The 17,864-nt window shown below is 34.9% G+C and carries 17 protein-coding genes; 2 read left to right on the top strand and 15 right to left on the bottom strand.

What is annotated here, in order from left to right; translation table 11 throughout:
- The first annotated feature begins 485 nt into the window (after positions 1-485).
- Together FTRAC_RS19860 and FTRAC_RS18485 are read left to right on the top strand one after the other, a co-directional pair.
- Positions 486-629: a hypothetical protein gene (locus FTRAC_RS19860; protein WP_013455812.1), complete on the top strand. Its 144-nt coding sequence runs from the start codon at positions 486-488 to the stop codon at positions 627-629.
- Positions 630-668: 39 nt separating this feature from the next.
- Positions 669-2,477 carry a tetratricopeptide repeat-containing sensor histidine kinase gene (locus FTRAC_RS18485; RefSeq protein ID WP_013455811.1) on the top strand — a complete coding sequence of 603 codons (1,809 nt, stop codon included), beginning with the start codon at positions 669-671 and terminating at the stop codon, positions 2,475-2,477.
- Between the two features lie 7 nt (positions 2,478-2,484).
- Here the strand turns inward: FTRAC_RS18485 and FTRAC_RS18480 are convergent, their stop codons facing one another.
- The 15 genes from FTRAC_RS18480 to FTRAC_RS18410 form a co-directional block, all read right to left on the bottom strand.
- On the bottom strand, positions 2,485-2,754 hold the full coding sequence (locus FTRAC_RS18480) for a hypothetical protein (protein WP_013455810.1): 270 nt from the start codon (positions 2,752-2,754) through the stop codon (positions 2,485-2,487).
- Between the two features lie 47 nt (positions 2,755-2,801).
- The gene (locus FTRAC_RS18475) at positions 2,802-3,389 is read right to left on the bottom strand and encodes a DUF420 domain-containing protein (RefSeq protein WP_013455809.1); all 588 of its coding nucleotides are present in this window, start codon (positions 3,387-3,389) and stop codon (positions 2,802-2,804) included.
- Positions 3,390-4,025: a hypothetical protein gene (locus tag FTRAC_RS18470; protein WP_013455808.1), complete on the bottom strand. Its 636-nt coding sequence runs from the start codon at positions 4,023-4,025 to the stop codon at positions 3,390-3,392.
- Positions 4,026-4,086: 61 nt separating this feature from the next.
- Entirely contained in the window at positions 4,087-4,413 is a 327-nt protein-coding gene (locus FTRAC_RS18465) for a cytochrome C oxidase subunit IV family protein (protein ID WP_013455807.1), read from the bottom strand.
- A gap of 114 nt (positions 4,414-4,527) precedes the next feature.
- Positions 4,528-5,271, bottom strand: a complete 744-nt coding sequence (locus FTRAC_RS18460; RefSeq protein ID WP_013455806.1) for a cytochrome c oxidase subunit 3 — start codon at positions 5,269-5,271, stop codon at positions 4,528-4,530.
- 23 nt (positions 5,272-5,294) lie between these two features.
- Complete coding sequence (locus FTRAC_RS18455) at positions 5,295-5,888, bottom strand: cytochrome c oxidase subunit 3 (RefSeq protein WP_013455805.1); 594 nt, start codon at positions 5,886-5,888, stop codon at positions 5,295-5,297.
- 2 nt (positions 5,889-5,890) lie between these two features.
- Complete coding sequence (cyoE, locus tag FTRAC_RS18450) at positions 5,891-6,793, bottom strand: heme o synthase (RefSeq protein WP_013455804.1); 903 nt, start codon at positions 6,791-6,793, stop codon at positions 5,891-5,893.
- Entirely contained in the window at positions 6,780-7,880 is a 1,101-nt protein-coding gene (locus FTRAC_RS18445; RefSeq protein ID WP_013455803.1) for a COX15/CtaA family protein, read from the bottom strand. The genes cyoE and FTRAC_RS18445 overlap by 14 nt, the downstream gene beginning before the upstream one ends.
- On the bottom strand, positions 7,861-9,729 hold the full coding sequence (locus FTRAC_RS18440) for a cytochrome c oxidase subunit I (RefSeq protein WP_013455802.1): 1,869 nt from the start codon (positions 9,727-9,729) through the stop codon (positions 7,861-7,863). The genes FTRAC_RS18445 and FTRAC_RS18440 overlap by 20 nt, the downstream gene beginning before the upstream one ends.
- A gap of 18 nt (positions 9,730-9,747) precedes the next feature.
- Positions 9,748-10,794, bottom strand: a complete 1,047-nt coding sequence (locus FTRAC_RS18435; protein ID WP_013455801.1) for a cytochrome c oxidase subunit II — start codon at positions 10,792-10,794, stop codon at positions 9,748-9,750.
- Between the two features lie 24 nt (positions 10,795-10,818).
- On the bottom strand, positions 10,819-12,135 hold the full coding sequence (locus FTRAC_RS18430; protein ID WP_013455800.1) for a flagellar basal body-associated FliL family protein: 1,317 nt from the start codon (positions 12,133-12,135) through the stop codon (positions 10,819-10,821).
- A gap of 25 nt (positions 12,136-12,160) precedes the next feature.
- Positions 12,161-12,835: a c-type cytochrome gene (locus FTRAC_RS18425; RefSeq protein ID WP_245545995.1), complete on the bottom strand. Its 675-nt coding sequence runs from the start codon at positions 12,833-12,835 to the stop codon at positions 12,161-12,163.
- On the bottom strand, positions 12,819-13,343 hold the full coding sequence (locus FTRAC_RS18420) for a DUF3341 domain-containing protein (protein WP_013455798.1): 525 nt from the start codon (positions 13,341-13,343) through the stop codon (positions 12,819-12,821). The genes FTRAC_RS18425 and FTRAC_RS18420 overlap by 17 nt, the downstream gene beginning before the upstream one ends.
- A 2-nt stretch (positions 13,344-13,345) precedes the next feature.
- Entirely contained in the window at positions 13,346-14,719 is a 1,374-nt protein-coding gene (nrfD, locus tag FTRAC_RS18415; RefSeq protein ID WP_013455797.1) for an NrfD/PsrC family molybdoenzyme membrane anchor subunit, read from the bottom strand.
- Positions 14,720-14,737: 18 nt separating this feature from the next.
- On the bottom strand, positions 14,738-17,842 hold the full coding sequence (locus tag FTRAC_RS18410; RefSeq protein ID WP_013455796.1) for a TAT-variant-translocated molybdopterin oxidoreductase: 3,105 nt from the start codon (positions 17,840-17,842) through the stop codon (positions 14,738-14,740).
- Positions 17,843-17,864 lie beyond the last annotated feature (22 nt).

Below are 17,864 nucleotides of genomic sequence, written 5' to 3'. Positions count from 1 at the left end.
AAGTTATACTTTCATTTAAACTGCCCCGACCTAGTCAGGTAATGTCGTCTATATATAAAAAGTCTTGGTTGATTGCTCTCGCATATTCTTGTGACGACATTTCAAAGGTAGGGAGGTAAAACCTAATAAAAAACACCATTTTAGGGGTAATTTTAAACTTTTTTGGGGGTATAAAATATACCCAAATGGGGGTATTTAACACGGCTATATTAGAATAATACAATTACAAAATCAGCTATAAAACCACCTAAAAGAACTACAAAAACTGCATGTACTTTTAATTAAGCCAGATTTTATAAGGTATAGAAGGCTTTTAAACCCCAGATCTAGAGCGCAATTTTCTTTTCATAAAAATTCTAAAACCACCAAATGGGTATTCAGCTCACCCCTATTTTAGTTATAAAAACCCCTAAATAGGTGTTTCACAGCAAGTTAAAACAATATAATATTGTACATTAATTAGGGAAAATAAAAAAATAGAAATTATGAAAGCATTAAAAACACTTAAATTCGTATTTATAATAGCAGCAATGTTCACTTTTTCAGCTTGTGAATTAATCGAAGAACCAAACTTTGATACTACTGAGACGGGTGGAAGTCAAACAGAAACAGCTGAATTAGGCGATTAATTTTCTTTCTTAGTAAAGAATTGATTAGTAACTTTAAATATGAAGAAGTTACTAATCTTTATTTTAATATTTTTTTTAGGTAATTTTAGCTTACTAAGTCAAATAGACTTGGAAGAAAGTTTTGAACAAGCGAAAAGCTTTCGAAGAGAAAATAAGATTGATTCATCTATAATACTCTTCAAAAAAATCATCTCCATTGAATCTCGTACTAATAACATATCAGAATTAACATCTGGATCACTAAACTATTTGGGGCTGATAGCGAATTATAGAAACAATAAGAAAAATGCATTAGATTATTTTTACAAATCCATTGAAATCAATAAGAAAATTGATAATGTATCTGGATTGGTCAATAACTATAACAATTTAGCAAATTACTACTCGTCAGATGATAAAAAAATTGCATTGGAGTACTATCAAATGGCAATAGAATTGCTTTCAAAATTGAAAGAAGATAGGAAATCTGCTGTAATTAACATGAACATTGGAGTATTGTATTCCTCAAATGATTTTGAAAGGATGAACTACGACTCAGCAGTGTACTACTATTTAAATGCTTTAGAATCTTTTCAAAAAGTTAGTGACTCCTCTAATCTCTCATTACTTTATAATAACTTGGGTTTTTTATATGAAAAACAAGAAAATTATTCCGCATCTATAGCAAATTACAAAAAATCTATAAAGTTGAAATCTAACTTGGGAGATCTACACGGATTAGCCACCTCCAGACTTAATTTAGGTAATATCTACCTTAAGCAAGACAAGTTTAAAGAAAGCCTAAGTCATTATGAAAAAAGTTTAGAATTGGCAGAATATATCGGTGATTCGAATCTTAAAATGCACCTCTATTCCAATATGGTAAAAGCAAAGATGGGTATCGGTGCTGTCGAAGAAGCCTCTCTCCTATTTCAGAAGTACAATAATTTAAGGGATTCTCTTTTTGACAATGAAAAAATGGAGGAAGTTAAGAATTTGGAAACCAAATATGAAACCGCTAGAAAAGAAGAGGAAATACGTGCCCAGAAAATCGCTATCGAACGTGAAAACTTTCAGAAGAATTTATTCTTAAGTTTAAGCATATTGCTAGTTATCCTAATGCTATCTAGTATTTGGTTCTTTATACAAAAACAAAAATACTTAAAGCGACTGAAAAACGAGGAAATTGCCAATATGAAAACCGAGCAAGAGCTCAAGGAACTCAATGCTATGATGCACGGTCAGGAGGAAGAACGAAACCGTATTGCAAGTGATTTACACGACCGACTTGGTGCTAGATTATCGTCCATCAAACTTCTATTTCAATCAAGCGATATTCCAGTTGCAGCAGATAAAGTATTACAAAACATTAATGAGGCTATTAAAGAAACCAGAGAAATATCTCATAACCTATCAACCGATTTGCTAAGTCGGTTTGGTTTAGAAACTGCACTGAAGGATACTGTAAGAACAATCAATGAGGCAGAAAGAATAAAAGCGGATTTATCAATTTATGGATTGCATAGCCGACTATCGGTAGATATTGAGCGCAATATTTACCATATAATATTAGAATTGCTCAACAATACCATAAAACATGCCAAAGCAAATATTATAAATTTACAAATCAGCCAAGCTGAAAATGAAATAAACGTCTTTTACGAAGATGATGGAATAGGCTTTGATGTTCAAAATGTGGTAGACTCAGGGATGGGAATGAGAAGTATCTATGCGAGAGTCAATACAATTAATGGAGCTGTGTACTTTAATTCAAAACCAGGGAGTGGAATTAATGTTGTTATAAGCATTCCGGTTGAAAGCAATTATCAACCCAAAGAAGACGAAAATACACAGTCGAAACTCGCCTAATCAATGATCAATACTTATTCCTTGACAAAATAGCCTTTACATCAATTTTCTTACCCTGCTTTTTGCTATTCCTATACCATAAAATGCCTATCACCATAGCCACTAAGTAAGGAGCAGCAAACAAGTATAAGATGCCGAAATTCAATGAACTGGCGATTCCTATTTCACCATTATTTACATTGTTCTCCACTGTGGCCCTGCACATAGCGCACTGAGCCAAAATATCATTAAGATTAATAAACAGAAAGGAAATAACAAAAAGCAGAATTTTTTTCATTGAATCATTTTTACTATAAAACTCAAAAAACACATAATGAGTTCTACTTATTTAGGATAATAAGGACTTATCATTAAGTAAACCACCACCCCAGTTATGGAAACTATCAACCAAATCGGAAATGTCCATTTCACAATTTTCTTATGCTTCTCAATTTTATCCGACAAAGCATAATAAAATGCGAAAAGAACAAAAGGAACCACTACTGCTGCTAAAATGATATGGGGTAATAAAACACCATGATAAAACCCACGCCAAAACATGACATCTTTGGTTTTTTCAACATCATCTAATACACCGTTCCTATTTAGATCTCCGTAGATAGTAGAATCTGCTGTAGAGTGATAGACAACATAACTCACTAAAAATAAACTTCCCAAAGTAAAAGCTATTGACATCATGCTTTTATGAGCCTTTACATTTTTTTGCTTGATAAAATATAAACCTAATAGCAACACAATTGAAGTAATAGAATTAAAAGTCGCATTCAAATGTGGGAGAATATAAACCCAGTCTCCTGCTCCCTTAATCTTATCTGGCGCAAAAATCAGAATTGCCACTACGATAGGAATTGCAATGGACAAGACCCATATTAATTTCAGATATAATTTTTGATTACTGTCTAACGAACTCATTTATTTATTACTTAATAATACTCTAATTTCTAATATCAATCTGTCTACTTCTTTTGTTTCATAACCATCATAATATCCTCTAATCTTATTTTCATCATCAAGCAAGACTAGAGTGTGATCTATCGAAAGAGTTTCCTCTGACGGATGCTTGCCGTCCCACTCATCTGTCGGAAACGCATACAAGCAGTTTACAAAGAAATCCTTATCATCTGGGGAAAAAAGATAGGTATTTGCCCTGTCTGCTAATAAAAATGACTCTGCCTCAATTTGATCTACATCCTTACTAAACAGCGGTTGAAAACTAACAATACTCAATGACACATCATCGAAGGTATTCAAAATCCTATTTATTTCATTTTTCAATGTTTGGATTTCAGGGTCTTGAACATTTGGGAGATGAATAACCTTATAATCATCTGAATAGATTTCTGATAACTTAACAAGATTTTTACTACTTAAATCGACTAGCTCAAGATGGCCTTTCATTTCTAATGAATCATTACAATAAACCGGCTCTTCATTCTCAAAAAATACAGGTAATGCGAATTCATTCTGACCAAAAGATCGTAAAAACAAATAGAGGATTACCGGGAAAGTAAGGGTGATTACTAAGATTAGAATTTTTGACTTCTTCATAAACAAAAAAATCAGGCTGATTTAGACCAACCTGATTTATTAAACTTTCAACTGAATTGAATTAATTTCTAATGTTAAATATTGCGCTACCTTCTACCATTAGGGCAACTACTAACCACAAAATCAGTATGGTAGGGATTAAGATAGACCAAATTAAAGCCTTTTGCTCATGTTTAAGGTGCATAAATTCTGCAACTATATAAAAGGCTTTCACTACAGTTAAGCCTAAGAAAATGGATACCAAAATGATACCTCTTGGCAAAGTGAATGCAAAGATAAATTCGATGATAGTAACAACGGCTAAGATGCCCGCTACTTTCCAAATCTTCTTTGTCTTTTCTTTATCTTCAGGAATTACCTGAACGTTATTAGTTTCTTCGTGTGACATATCTTAAATGGATTCTAATAATTAATATCTCAAAAAATTTCTACTTCAAACTTACTATCAAACAGAAATATAATATAATCATTTTATTGCCTAATAGGCCTTACTTAAAAAAAGTTAAATCAAGTAGAAAAGTGTAAATACAAATACCCAGACCAAATCAACAAAGTGCCAATAAAGTCCTGTTTTCTCCACCATCTCGTAATGCCCTCTTTTTTCATAAGTACCCACTACTGCGTTGAAGAATATAATAAAGTTAATTACTACCCCACTGAACACATGGAATCCGTGAAAACCTGTAATGAAAAAGAACAAGGAGGCAAATAGTGGTGGCCCATATTGATTCTCTGTTAAATTGGCTCCAAAAATAGTTTCTCCCATTGCATTGACCGTTCCTTCAGCAGTACCGTGAATGAAGTGACTCCACTCCCATGCCTGACAAGCTAAGAAAGTCAAACCACCAATGATAGTCCAGAGCATCCATTTGATAACTCCCTGACGATCCATTCTATGCCCCGCCTCTACAGCTAATACCATGGTCACACTACTTAAAATCAATATAAAAGTCATGATACCCACAAAGATCAATGGTGCATGAACACCATGCAAGAAAGGAACGGCTTCAAAAACCATTTCTGGTATTGGCCAATATTCCGTACTGAATTCAAATTCAGATACGGTACCCTGATAAGCAGGATGTGAATAGCGAATTAGACCGTAAGTTATTAATAAAGCTGAAAATGAAAATGCATCTGATAAAAGAAAGAACCACATCATCAGTTTTCCATAACTAGCATTCATGGGGGCTACTCCACCTCCCCATCTGCTTTTTGTAGTATCAATTGTTGCAGTAGTTGCCATAAATTTAACTGTTCAAAATAGGATTAATGATTTAACAACAAAAATATAAATAAATATACCCAAAGTCCATCTAAAAAGTGCCAATATGTTGTACACATTTCCATTTTCACCATATTTTTAGAATGAACCTTATATTTAAAAGCCGAAAATAACATAATTAAAATAAATATCAGCCCAGAAATTAAATGAAATGCATGTAATCCTGAAATTACATATAAAAAAGACCCCGATGGATTGCCTACAAAGTAAACATCCCGATCTACTAATGCACCCCAAGCTTCATATTGCCCCACAAAAAAAGCTACTGCTAATACTGCTGTCAATATCATGAAAAGCTTCAGACTTTTAAAATTATCCTTCTTAGCTGCCAAGTAAGCCAGGTGCATGCTTACACTACTCGCAACCAAAATAATTGTATTGTATAAAAAAACAGTCGGTAATTCAAATATTAACCAATTACCCTCAGATTGACGTACGATATATGCACTGGTCAATGCTGCAAAAATCATAACAACCGTGACGATAAAAAGCCACAATGCAAACTTTAAAGGATGCATAGAGAGTATTTTAATACTCGGTTGTAATTGCTGTTGTTCCTTATTTATTGAGGTATCCATTATTAAATTTTATCTAAAAGATAAGCTACTTGCACTATTGGTAAATATAAAAACGAACCAAACATTATTTTTAAAGCTGCCTCTTTACTGCATTCTTTCATCAGATAGAATGTTTGACTTAAAAACAAAACTCCACAAATGGTGGCTACCAATGCAGAATAAATTCCTGTAATTCCAAACATGGTAGGCAATAAGCCTAAAGGAATTAAAAACAAGGTATAAATCATGATTTGTATAGCGGTATTCAAATCCTTTTTACCACCAGAAGGCAATAACTTAAAGCCTGCTTTTTTATAGTCTTCATCAGCTACCCAAGCAATGGCCCAAAAATGTGGGAATTGCCAAATAAATTGAATTCCAAAGATAATCCAAGCTTCTATACTAAAGCCGTTCGTTGCTGCCACCCAGCCTAATAATGGCGGTAAAGCCCCCGGAATTGCTCCCATAAAAACAGCAATCGGTCCAACTCTTTTCAAAGGGGTGTAAACAAAACTATATAAAATCAATGAAACTAATGAAAGAATGGTAGTTAGGATATTAGTATAAACAAATAATAGCCCTAAACCTACAAGTCCAGTAATAACCGAATAAATTGTAGCTTCATGAATCGATATTCTACCAGTAGGCAATGGACGATTTTTTGTTCTATCCATTTTCTTGTCAAGATCAACCTCAATGATTTGGTTAATCGTTACAGCAGAACCAGAAACTAAAAATCCGCCTAAAGAAAGGAATGCTAGTACCGTATAATTAATCCCACTTCCACTAAACCCTAGCACATAACCGAAAGCTGATGAAAAAGCTACTAAGAAGCTTAATCTGGGCTTTAATAGAATAAATAAATTCCTTGCGTAACTTAAAACTAAGTCCGTTATAGATAAATTTTGTGTGTCAGGATATTGCATACTCCTTTTTATTTGTCTTTTGAGTAGTATAAACTACTTGCAAAAATATATAAAACTGTGCCCCAAAAATCATACTTCCTAAAACCAAATGAATTGGTTGCGCCCAAAATGGAATCGCAAAATAAGCCATTATAGTCCCGGATAAAATCTCTAATACTATAAGACTCATTAAAACCTTAACATTGGTGTAGATTTTCTTTAACTCATCTTTTAATTTGTAAAACTTAAACAAAAGATAAATGTGAATAATTGCAATTGCAATTGAAAAAGAACGATGAATATAAAATTCAATTCCTAAACCTTCAATCCAGCTTCCTCTTAAAGCGTCTCCTAATCTACTAGCTACTATATCCAAAGATTCTCTAACCTGAGTCCCTAATACTATTTGCACCAGAATCATGATCATAGCCACCACTAATACGTAGGTAAGCTTATTATGCTCTATAAATTGCATTTCCTTCTGATCTTCTTTGCGATGCACCACAAAATATAATGCTGTAAGAACAGCTAAAATCACTAAAGCTAATACCATATGAACAGTAATTAACCAAGAAAGCAAATTAGTAGAAACTACAACTGAGCCAATCCAACCTTGAATAAGTACTAATACCAATGATGAAAAAGCTAAGATGAATATTGTTTTTGATTTCTTTATATAGTATACAGCACCTACCACACATAAAATAATCAAAAAACCTACCACAGCTCCTAGAAGTCTGTTTACGTATTCTGTCCAAGTTTTAGAAGCATTAAAAGCTGCTTCTTCCTTAATAGATTCATCTTCCAAAATGGCTTTTCCAATTTCGGAATATCCAAAAACATCTAAGTACTTCGCAAATTTGATATTCTTTTGATGTCTATACTCAGCATAAAAGTCTTGATAATCTTCAGGCAACTCTTCCGCTGAAGTAGGTGGAACCCATTGACCAAAACACTTAGGCCAGTCAGGACAACCCATGCCAGAACCTGTACTTCTTACAATACCGCCAGCAAGTATCAAAAGATAAACAGCTACTACCGTAACTGTAACTAAATTACGGTAATAGCTGCTTATTTTAAATGATTTATTATGCCTCTGATTTTGCATCAGCTGTTTTATCAACAACCTCTTTTTTCGCTAATTCTACTTCGTGATCTAAATTAGACTCAGGAGTTTGCGACAATGGAATGTGCTGCGGAATGAAATCCTCTTTAGCACCAGGCTTACTGTAGTCATACGGCCATCTGTACACTTTCGGAATCTCTCCAGGCCAGTTTCCGTGACCAGGCTCGATTGGAGCTGTCCACTCTAACGTATTTGATCTCCATGGATTCTGAGGCGCTTTCTTTCCTCTATACATTGAGTAGAAGAAGTTAAATAAGAATAAAAACTGAGCCGCAACAGTTACGAAAGCTGCTATAGACACAAACATATTCAAATCAGTATAGCTACTGAAAGCATCAAAATTAGTCCAAGAGTAATATCTTCTTGGGAAACCTGCAATACCAATATAGTGCATAGGGAAGAAAATCATATAAACCCCAATGAAAGTCATCCAGAAGTGAATATGTCCTAATTTTTCATCCATCATTCTACCGAACATCTTAGGGAACCAGTGATAAACACCAGCTAGTAAACCGAAGATCGATAAACTACCCATTACCAAGTGGAAGTGGGCAACCACGAAATAAGTATCGTGTAATTGAATATCAATCACAGAGTTTCCTAAGAAAATACCTGTTAACCCACCGGAAATAAAGAATGAAACCAAACCAATGGAAAACAATGTGGCTGGTGTAAATATGATATTACCTTTCCATAGTGTCGTTAAATAGTTAAACACTTTAACTGCTGACGGAATTGCAATAATTAATGTTAAGAACATGAAAACTGAACCTAAGAATGGATTCAATCCTGAAACGAACATGTGGTGAGCCCACACAACGAATGAAAGAACTGTAATTCCTAACATAGAACCAATCATTGCTCTGTAACCAAAAATCGGTTTTCTTGAATTGGTAGCAATAACCTCAGATGTAATACCCAAAGCAGGTAATAATACAATATAAACTTCAGGGTGACCTAAGAACCAGAACAAGTGCTGATATAAAATAGGACTTCCTCCCATATTTGGCAATGCCTCACCACCAATGTAGATATCAGATAAGTAGAAAGAGGTACCAAAACTTCTATCAAATACTAATAATAAAGCTGCAGCAAATAAAACTGGGAATGATAATAAACCTATTACTGCAGTTAAGAAGAATGCCCAAATTGTTAATGGCAATCTAGAAAATGACATTCCTTCAGTTCTCAAATTAATTACAGTAGTGATGTAGTTAATACCACCTAATAACATTGAAACAATAAAGAATACCATTGCAACTAGCCATAAAGTCATTCCAAGACCTGAACCCTGAATAGCTTGTGGTAAAGCACTTAATGGTGGATAAACAACCCATCCACCTGCGGCAGGACCAGTTTCAATAAAGATTGAAGTCATCATTACCACACTTGATGCAAAAAAGAACCAGTATGATAACATATTCATAAATCCTGATGCCATATCTCGGGCACCAATCTGCAATGGAATCAAATAGTTACTGAAAGTACCACTTAGACCTGCAGTCAAAACAAAGAATACCATAATAGTACCATGCATGGTAACTAGTGCAAGGTAGAACTCAGGATCTAATTTTCCTTGTTCAGAAATCCAACCTCCTAATAAAGGTCTTAACCATCCTAAATCCATTTCAGGAAATCCTAATTGGAGACGGAAGATTACTGACATTCCTACACCTATCAATCCCCACATTATCCCCGTAACCAAGAATTGCTTACCAATCATTTTATGATCAGTAGTGAAAATATATTTTGAAATAAAGCTTTGTTCGTGATCGTGATGCTCATCGTGGTGAACATCCTGATCTATATTTACTTCTGCCGCTGTTGACATAACTTTATGATTTAATTTTTAGTCTAACTCTTTGTTATCAATTCCTGTTTTCAAAAGTGCCACTTCTTTTAAGTCATTTGGAACTTTTGTTAAGTACTCAGGATTCCTTTTCAAGAATGACTCTTGTTCAGCATACCATTCTCTATATTCTTCGGGCTCATCTACTATTAAAGTTAATTTCATAGAATAATGACCTCTTCCACATATTTCAGTACAAGCAATTTCATAATTGAATTCAGGATCATTCAATTCCTCTCTCATTTCTTCAGTTGTTTTGGTAGCCGTAAAAGTAAATGATGTTGGCATACCAGGCACTGCATCCATTTTTAATCTGAAATGAGGTGCGAACACACTATGTAAAACATCTCTTGCTCTGATGTTAAAAGTTACAGGCTCTCCCTTAGGGATATGCATTTCACGAGGAATGAAATCATCATAAGCTGCTTTATCATTAAAATCGATACCAAAGTTATTAGTCGCATCAATTTCTCTATAATCAGAATTACCTAGTTCACCATCTAAACCAGGGTAACGAACACCCCAAGCAAATTGGTAACCCATGATTTCAATGTTATTTGTATTTTCAGGAGCTGGTGCTGTAATATCTGTCCATACTCTCCAACCTGTAAATACTAAGATTGCTAGAACAACAGCTGGTACAAATGTCCAAACTACTTCTAATTTGTTGTTTTCAGGGTAGAAAAGTGCTTTAGAATCTTCCTTATATTGATATTTCCAAGAGAAATAAAACAATAAAATTTGAGTTAAAACAAATACAACACCTGTTACTGCCATTGTAATCCAAAACATAAATTCATATTCGGAACCATGTTCTGAGGCAACTGGTAAATTATAATTATCAAACTCCTTAATTGAATACCAGAAAAATAAGAAGCCCCCTCCTATTAAGAAGAGCATAAATAAAGCTCCATTTATTTTATTGGAACTAGTCGCAATCTTATTGGTATTTCCTTTGGCTACGCTTATCAAAGAGGAAATCCTAAAGATCAAGAACAAAATTGCCAGTAAAAGTACTACTCCTAAACCTATAGCTAAATTGAACATATATATTGCTGTTACTTAATTAAATTAAAATACGTGATGATGTTCTGCTTCTTTCAACATTGGATGATTCTTAGCAATCAATGGCTTTTTAGATAAGCCCGTAAGAGCTACAAATAAGAAGGCCACTCCGAAAATTATTGCCATACCAATTTCAAGTAATCCAAAACCTCCATTCTCTTTCAAAACACCTGGTGTAATCATTAAATAAAAATCAAACCAATGACCAATTAAAACAACGATTGTAACGATTTTCAAGAAAACTGTATGTCTTTTTGAATCTCTTGGCATGAAAACCAAGAATGGAAAGAAAAAGTTTAATATCAAGTTAACAAAAAATACTATGCTATAATGATCACTTGAAAGTCTCTCAATGAAATAAACAGTTTCCTCTGGAATGTTAGAATAATAGATTAACATGAACTGAGAGAACCAGATATATGTCCAGAAAATAGAGAATGCAAAAACAAATTTACCTAAGTCATGTAAAACTCCAGTGTTTACAATTTTCAAATAACCTTGTTCTTTCAAAATTACAGTGATTAATGTAATGGCGGCTAAAGCTGTTACCCACCATGAAGCGAATACATACCATCCGAACATAGTAGAGAACCAGTGAGTATCGACTGATAAAATCCAATCCCAAGCAGAAGTAGAAGATGTAACTGCAAAGAAAACAATGAATCCTGCAGAAATGCCTCTTAATTTAAAATAGTAATCAGAACTACCATTTAAATCTTCTTCTAAAGACTTCTTCTGAATCCATCTAAACATTAAATACCATACCACAAAGTAAACTACCATTCTTGCTAAAAAGAAAGGCGTATTTAGATAACCTTCCTTACCTGCAATGATAGCATCATAACGCGGATCATTTACATCATAAAGATATTCATGTGTCCAATGGAAAATATCATGACCACCTAAAAGAAAGATAGCTAAAGTTAATATACCTCCAATTGGTAACCAATTACCAAAAGACATTGGGATTCGTATTAAAGCTGCTGACCAACCGGCTTGTGAAACGTATTGAATTGCCACAAAGAAAACCCCTAATAAGGCTAAACCAACAAAATACATATTGTTGATCCATAGGTTAGCAAATATTCTTTTCGACCAGTGGTATCCATGTCCTTCTTCTCCTGCATGCTCTTCAGTCGCATGTGCTTCCTCTCCATGACTTTCCGCTACTTGTTCAGTCTGTTCACCATGACTTGCTTCATCAGCATGGGAATTAGAGCTTGCAGAAAAAATACCTAATATAAGTAAAACGACACCTACAATAGCTAAAATAGATAGTCTCTTTTTTGCTTTTGGAGTAAATTGAAATTGTTCTTCAGCCATGATAAATTATCTTAAAACTGTTTTATTAATCTTGTTTTTGTAAAGTTTGTACATAACGTACAATTTTCCATCTGTCCTCTTGTTGCACCTGAGAACCATGCGCTCCCATTCTTCTAATACCATGCGTAATCACGTGAAAAATATGACCCTCTGATAATTGAGAAGTAGCACCAGCACTATAAGATGGAACACCTTGGTAAACTTTGCCTACTTTAGCAGTTTCATCCATAGATCCACCACCATTTTCACCGTGACAATGCGTACAATATTTTGTATAAAGTACTTTACCTTCTTCTAATATCTCATTGGTGTCAGGCAAAGGATTTTTTAAAGTTCTGGCTGCTAATTCCACGCTATCTTTAGGCAATCTATAAGGTAACATGCCATTTTCATTTCTTGGAACTGTATTTTTAGCTGGCTCTCTCATGGTCATTCCAAAAGGATTATTAGGATTTGAGTTATAATACTCACCATATTCATCCTCATCAGAAGAAACCCAAGCACCAGCATCCTTCTCCGTAATCTGTGTCAAAGGCTCATAAGAAACAGCATGATACATATTGGGTGCATATTCCGTTCCTGGATTATCTTTTCCTGGCTTACACGAAACAACCAACACTGTAAGGAAGCCGAAAAATAAGATTTGAAATATTTTATTTGTAGTCATCATTTGATAATTCAACTTAAAATTTCTTTTCATTAATTTCCACAGCACCTGATTCTTTCAAGATAGAACTTAATTCGTCTGTAGACTTTTTATTCTTAGCCAAATCAATTGCCATAACATGCTTATCATCTGTACTTCGAATATCATAAATTCTTGGTTTTCCATAAGGCTTAAGATTACTTATCACGAAAAAAGTACCTACCATGCCTAAAGCAGCTAATAAAACAGTTACCTCAAAGCCAACTGGCACAAAAGAAGGGATAGCTATGTGATCTTTACCACCTATAATCATGGGCCAATCAATTCCCATCATGTATATCATCATTAGGAAAGCCAAACAGGTTCCAGTGATACCAAACATAAAAGCAGCTATGGAAATTCTGGAACGCTTATAGCCCAATTCATCGTCCAACCCATGCACTGGATATGGAGTATAACATTCATGAATTTTTACATCGCTTCCACGGACTTTTTTGACTGCACTTAAAAGTACTGACTCGTCATCAAAAATCCCTACGATAAAGTTTTTACCGCTTTCCATAATTATTTTTTGTTTTCAATTTCACCTGAACTAGATTTCAATACTGACTTTACTTCTGCCATATTAATCACTGGGAAGAATTTAGCAAAAGAGAAGAACAGTGTAAAGAATAAACCAAAACTGAATAGATAGATACCCATATCATAAATAGTAGGGCTAAACATTGCCCAACTTGATGGTAAATAATCTCTATGCAGAGAAGTCACTATAATTACAAATCTTTCAAACCACATTCCAATATTTACCACTATAGATAAAATGAAAGTAGCCCATAAACTTGTTCTAATTTTCTTGAACCAGAATAATTGAGGCGAAATCACATTACATGTCATCATTGCCCAATATGCCCACCAATAAGGACCGGTTGCTCTATTTAAAAATGCATATTGCTCATACTGTACACCAGAATACCATGCCATGAATAACTCAGTAATGTAGGCAACCCCTACAATTGAACCTGTTATCATGATGATGATGTTCATCAATTCAATATGGTTAATGGTTATGTAGTCCTCTAGATTATAGACTTTTCTAGTTACCAACATTAAGGTTAGTACCATCGCAAATCCTGAGAATATTGCACCAGCCACAAAATAAGGAGGGAAAATGGTGGTGTGCCATCCAGGAATAACTGAGGTTGCAAAGTCCATGGATACAATAGTGTGTACTGAAAGTACAAGTGGAGTAGCAAGACCTGCTAAAACTAAAGAAACGGTTTCATAACGTTGCCATGTTTTTGCAGCTCCATCCCATCCAAAACTTAAAGCTCCATAAATTGCTTTAGAAATTTTATTGGTAGCTCTATCTCTGATTGTAGCAAAATCAGGAATCAAACCGATGTACCAGAATACTAAGGAAACTGTAAAGTAAGTTGAGATCGCAAAGAAATCCCATAATAATGGAGAATTAAAGTTAACCCATAATGATCCCCAAGTATTTGGAATTGGAACGAACCAGTAGAAACTTAACCAAGGTCTTCCTGTGTGAATCAATGGGAACAATAATGCACATATTACGGCAAATATTGTCATTGCTTCTGCCGCTCTGTTAATGGAAGTTCTCCATTTCTGACGGAACAACAAAAGTACAGCAGAAATCAATGTTCCTGCGTGACCGATACCTACCCACCACACAAAGTTGGTGATATCCCATGCCCATCCGACAGTTTTGTTCAGACCCCACATACCGATACCATCCCAAAGGGTGATAGCCAGTGCGTAGCCTCCGATTAAAAATGCTCCTAAAGAAACGGCCATTGCTGCCAACCATTTTGGATTTGGTTTGGCTTCTACGTGCCTACAGATATCATGAGATACATCATGATACGTTTTATTTCCTGTTACTAATACTTCTCTTACAGGTGAAGTGACTTCCATATTGCTACAGTTATTAAATTAAGCCTTAGTATTTACTTTATCTTTATTTCTGATTTTGGTCATGTACCAAACGTTAGGTGCTACACGCAATTCTTCCAATACATGGTAAGCGCGTTCTTCATTCACCTCTTTAATTGGTTCATCAGTTCTTTCTTTCAATTTCAAGTATTTTGAAATAGCTGAGTCCTGATTATTCAAGTCACCGAAAACAATAGCATCAGAAGGACAGGCTGAAGCACAAGCTGTGTTAACATCTTTATCTTCTAATTGCCTTTTCTCTTTCTTAGCTTTCAATTTACCAGCTTGAATTCTCTGAACACACATAGAGCATTTCTCCATAACTCCACGAGAACGAACCGTTACATCAGGATTCAATACCATTTTACCAAGATCATTATTCATTGATGAATTTTTATCAAACTTGGTGTTATCATGGTATTTAAACCAGTTAAATCTTCTTACTTTATAAGGACAGTTGTTTGCACAATATCTTGTACCCACACATCTGTTATAAGTCATTTGGTTTAAGCCTTCCGTACTGTGAGTTGTGGCCGCAACCGGACAAACAGTTTCACAAGGAGCATTATTACAATGCTGACACATCATCGGTTGGAAAGTAACTTCAGGATTTTCTGCAGCTTTTTCTAAACCTGCAGTATCATCTGGTGCTGCATCTGAACTGTAGTAACGGTCAACACGCATCCACTGCATATCTCTTCTCATTACTACCTCTTCCTTACCTACAACTGGAATATTATTTTCAGACTGACATGCAATTGTACATGCCGCACAGCCCGTACATGAGTTCAAGTCAATTGCTAATCCCCAATGATGGTTATTGTATTTATGACCATTCCAAAGTGTTAGTTTAGAAGGCTTTACTTTTCCTTTACTTGTTTCAATATGCGGTTGGAAATCTCTCTCCCATCCCTTCTTTTTATAATCCTCTAATAAAGCTTCCTGGATTACAGTCTCACGTCCCATGAAAGTTTGGTGCGTTTGGGTCTGTGCCAACTGATAGCTTCCAGCTGTTCCATCAACACTAATACCTGACGTTATAGCATAAGATTTCGTGCCATTAAGCTGACTTAAGAACGGATAAACATCAAATCCAACTCCATTGGCCACTTTACCTGCCATTTTCCTACCGTATCCTAGTGCAAGACCAATAGTACCGTTAGCTTGACCAGGTTGCACCAAAGCAGGTACTTCCATAGCTTGGCCATTGATAGTTAAATTGATTTTAGAAGTTTTACCCTCAAATATTTTAATCCCTAAATCATTCGCCATCTTTTGTGAAATAGTAGCATAGTTATCCCACGTGGCTTTTGAAATAGGATCCGGTAATTCTTGCAACCATGGATTGTTTGCATGATAACCGTTTCCAATGGATACTTTTTGATAGAAAACAACTTCTAGGCCATTGTTAGCTGGCTTATAATTCTTGTTGATTCTGTTTGCACAAGCAGATAAATCTACGTTTTGAACAGTTAAATCACTATTTTCTACCTCATAGGTGAATACACCATTATGTAAAGTTTTATCCCAGAAAATATCGAATGTTGGTTCTTGACCACTGAAGTGATTGTCTTCCCAATTCTTTCTAAGGAAATTATAGTATTCTTGTTTGTTTCCAGACCAAGTCATGAAGCTATCTTGAGCCTGACGAGTTTTGAACAATGGAGAAATAGTAGGCTGAGTTAAGCTCAACTGTCCTTTTTTAGGCTCTGCATCATTCCATGACTCCAAGAAGTGGTGATCTGGCGCAACATATTTAACAACATCAGCCGTTTCATCTTTTCTATCAGAAGTAGATACTGTCAAAGAAACTTTTCCTAAAGCTGCTTTTAACTCCTCTCCCATTCCTGAATCATAAACTGGATTGGCATTATAGAAAATTACCGCTTTAATATTTCCAGATTTAGCTTCATTTACAAATTTACTGAAAGAAGCATCATCTCCTTTTCTTGCATTTGAATAGTGATTCAAGTCAACAGTAGTTCCATAATTGTTTAACATGGAATTGATACCATTCACTAATATCTGAATATCTGTATCATTTGAACCAGCAACCACTAAAGATTTACCTTTATTAGAAACTAAGTCTTTTGCAGCTTTACTAATATTCGCTATCTCTACTTTATTAGTGTTGATAGGAGAATTTCCAGTCATTTTTGCTACTTCATTATATAAAGCAGCTACTGCTAATCCTTCTTGAGAAGGTTTAACTGGAGTTCTATAATCAGCATTAGAACCTGTTAGTGAAAGGTTCGCCTCAAACTGATAGTGACGAGACATGTTTTTGTTCTCACTATTTACCTTTCTGGTCTTACTATATTGTTTAGTATGTTCTATTGGAGAAACCCAAGTTCCTAAGAAATCAGCACCAAAACTTACGATGGTGTTAGCTTTACTGAAATCATAAGCAGGGACAGCTTTAATTCCGAACATTGTCTCATTAGCCATTAACATACCATGCTGAGAAATAGCATCATACATAACGTGCTCTGTATTACCATACTTATCAGCCATTTCCTGAATAGCTTTCAAAGTTGAAGGTGAATTTACTGTATTAGAGACAATTCTAATTTGTCCTCCAGCATCGCTAATAGCCTGAAGTTGCTCTGTTATTTCTTTATCGATTGTTTTCCAATCTGCATTTTTGCCTTCTTTCAAAGGACCTCTTAATCGTTCTTGGTCGTATAAAGAAAGTACTGAAGCCTCCACTTGAGCATTAACACCACCTTGAGTAATAGAAGAGTTCTTGTTACCTTCTATTTTGATTGGCCTTCCTTCACGGGTTTTTACTACAATGCTGGCATAATCACCCCCTACTGAATAGGTAGAAGCATAATAGTTAGCGATACCCGGATCAACATCTACAGGTTTATTTAAATAAGGGATTGCTTTTCTTACAGGTGCTTCACAAGCAGCTAAAGAAGCTGCAGCCACACCAAACCCCATCATTTTCAAGAAATCTCTTCTGGAAGGACTACCTCCATTGGACTCTTTTTTATCATTGATTGGCAAGTACTCAGGAAATTCCTTTTCCGCATTTTTAACAAATGAAGGATCATTTGTTAATTGTTCAGTTCCTTTCCAATATGTTTTTTGATCACTCATATCTATGATTAATGAAGTCGAT

The organism is Marivirga tractuosa DSM 4126, from assembly GCF_000183425.1.
Lineage (GTDB): Bacteria > Bacteroidota > Bacteroidia > Cytophagales > Cyclobacteriaceae > Marivirga > Marivirga tractuosa.
This window is presented reverse-complemented; position numbering and strand designations above follow the sequence as displayed.

Bases quoted from the DNA above. Each gene is read 5' to 3' on its own strand.
- FTRAC_RS19860 (WP_013455812.1), top strand. From the start codon at position 486: ATGAAAGCATTAAAAACACTTAAATTCGTATTTATAATAGCAGCAATG.
- FTRAC_RS18485 (WP_013455811.1), top strand. From the start codon at position 669: ATGAAGAAGTTACTAATCTTTATTTTAATATTTTTTTTAGGTAATTTT.
- FTRAC_RS18480 (WP_013455810.1), bottom strand. From the start codon at position 2,754: ATGAAAAAAATTCTGCTTTTTGTTATTTCCTTTCTGTTTATTAATCTT.
- FTRAC_RS18475 (WP_013455809.1), bottom strand. From the start codon at position 3,389: ATGAGTTCGTTAGACAGTAATCAAAAATTATATCTGAAATTAATATGG.
- FTRAC_RS18470 (WP_013455808.1), bottom strand. From the start codon at position 4,025: ATGAAGAAGTCAAAAATTCTAATCTTAGTAATCACCCTTACTTTCCCG.
- FTRAC_RS18465 (WP_013455807.1), bottom strand. From the start codon at position 4,413: ATGTCACACGAAGAAACTAATAACGTTCAGGTAATTCCTGAAGATAAA.
- FTRAC_RS18460 (WP_013455806.1), bottom strand. From the start codon at position 5,271: ATGGCAACTACTGCAACAATTGATACTACAAAAAGCAGATGGGGAGGT.
- FTRAC_RS18455 (WP_013455805.1), bottom strand. From the start codon at position 5,888: ATGGATACCTCAATAAATAAGGAACAACAGCAATTACAACCGAGTATT.
- cyoE (WP_013455804.1), bottom strand. From the start codon at position 6,793: ATGCAATATCCTGACACACAAAATTTATCTATAACGGACTTAGTTTTA.
- FTRAC_RS18445 (WP_013455803.1), bottom strand. From the start codon at position 7,880: ATGCAAAATCAGAGGCATAATAAATCATTTAAAATAAGCAGCTATTAC.
- FTRAC_RS18440 (WP_013455802.1), bottom strand. From the start codon at position 9,729: ATGTCAACAGCGGCAGAAGTAAATATAGATCAGGATGTTCACCACGAT.
- FTRAC_RS18435 (WP_013455801.1), bottom strand. From the start codon at position 10,794: ATGTTCAATTTAGCTATAGGTTTAGGAGTAGTACTTTTACTGGCAATT.
- FTRAC_RS18430 (WP_013455800.1), bottom strand. From the start codon at position 12,135: ATGGCTGAAGAACAATTTCAATTTACTCCAAAAGCAAAAAAGAGACTA.
- FTRAC_RS18425 (WP_245545995.1), bottom strand. From the start codon at position 12,835: ATGAAAAGAAATTTTAAGTTGAATTATCAAATGATGACTACAAATAAA.
- FTRAC_RS18420 (WP_013455798.1), bottom strand. From the start codon at position 13,343: ATGGAAAGCGGTAAAAACTTTATCGTAGGGATTTTTGATGACGAGTCA.
- nrfD (WP_013455797.1), bottom strand. From the start codon at position 14,719: ATGGAAGTCACTTCACCTGTAAGAGAAGTATTAGTAACAGGAAATAAA.
- FTRAC_RS18410 (WP_013455796.1), bottom strand. From the start codon at position 17,842: ATGAGTGATCAAAAAACATATTGGAAAGGAACTGAACAATTAACAAAT.